At 43.6% G+C, this 573-nt stretch carries 1 pseudogene; it reads left to right on the forward strand.

Going from position 1 to position 573, the window contains the following annotated elements:
* A pseudogene (locus FFO06_RS20770) lies at positions 1–573 on the forward strand (calcium-binding protein); the annotation flags it as partial.

The raw sequence follows: 573 nt of genomic DNA on the forward strand, positions 1-573 counted from the left end.
ATTACTGGTAATAGTGCTAATAATACCCTCAATGGTGATGCTGGTAATGACACCCTTGATGGTGGTGCAGGTACAGATATCCTAATTGGTGGTTTGGGCAACGATATCTACATTGTTGATAGCACCACTGATACCATTACCGAGAATGTGGGAGAGGGTACAGACACCATTAAATCTAGTGTTACTTACACTATTTTGGCCGCTAACGTTGAAAACTTGACATTAACAGGAACAGCAGCCATAAACGGTACTGGGAACGCAGGTAATAACGTTATCACTGGTAACGGTGCTAATAATACCCTCAATGGTGGTGCGGGTACAGATACCTTAATTGGTGGTTTAGGCAACGATATCTATGTTGTAGATAGCGCCACTGACACCATTACTGAACTTACCAGCGGTGGTACAGATACCATTCAATCTAGTGTTACTTACACTATTGCGGCACTTGCTAACGTGGAAAACCTGACATTAACAGGAACAGCAGCAGTTAACGGCACAGGGAACGCAGCTAATAACGTCATTACTGGTAACGATGCTAATAACACCCTTGATGGTGGTGCGGGTACAGAT

The sequence above is a fragment of the Dolichospermum planctonicum genome, from assembly GCF_005402965.1.
Taxonomy (GTDB): Bacteria; Cyanobacteriota; Cyanobacteriia; order Cyanobacteriales; family Nostocaceae; genus Dolichospermum; species Dolichospermum planctonicum.